Genomic DNA, 216 nt, shown 5'->3' with positions numbered 1-216 from the left:
GGCTTTCCGTTAAGAAAGCACCCCTTCTCCCGAAGTTACGGGGTCATTTTGCCGAGTTCCTTAACCAGAGTTCTCTCGCACACCTTAGGATTCTCTCCTCGCCTACCTGTGGCGGTTTGCGGTACAGGCACCTTTTATCTCGCTAGAAGCTTTTCTTGGCAGCGGGGAATCAAAGACTTCGCTCCATAAGGAGCTTCCCCATCACAGCTCAGCCTT

1 rRNA gene is annotated in these 216 nt (G+C 52.3%); it reads right to left on the bottom strand.

What is annotated here, in order from left to right:
• Nucleotides 1-216, bottom strand: a 23S ribosomal RNA gene (locus MR083_RS27580); the annotation flags it as partial.

It is taken from the genome of Bacillus cereus group sp. BfR-BA-01408, assembly GCF_022663305.1.
Taxonomy (GTDB): domain Bacteria; phylum Bacillota; class Bacilli; order Bacillales; family Bacillaceae_G; genus Bacillus_A; species Bacillus_A pacificus.
The sequence above is the reverse complement of the archived record's forward strand: the minus strand, read 5'-3'. Positions and strand labels throughout refer to the sequence as shown.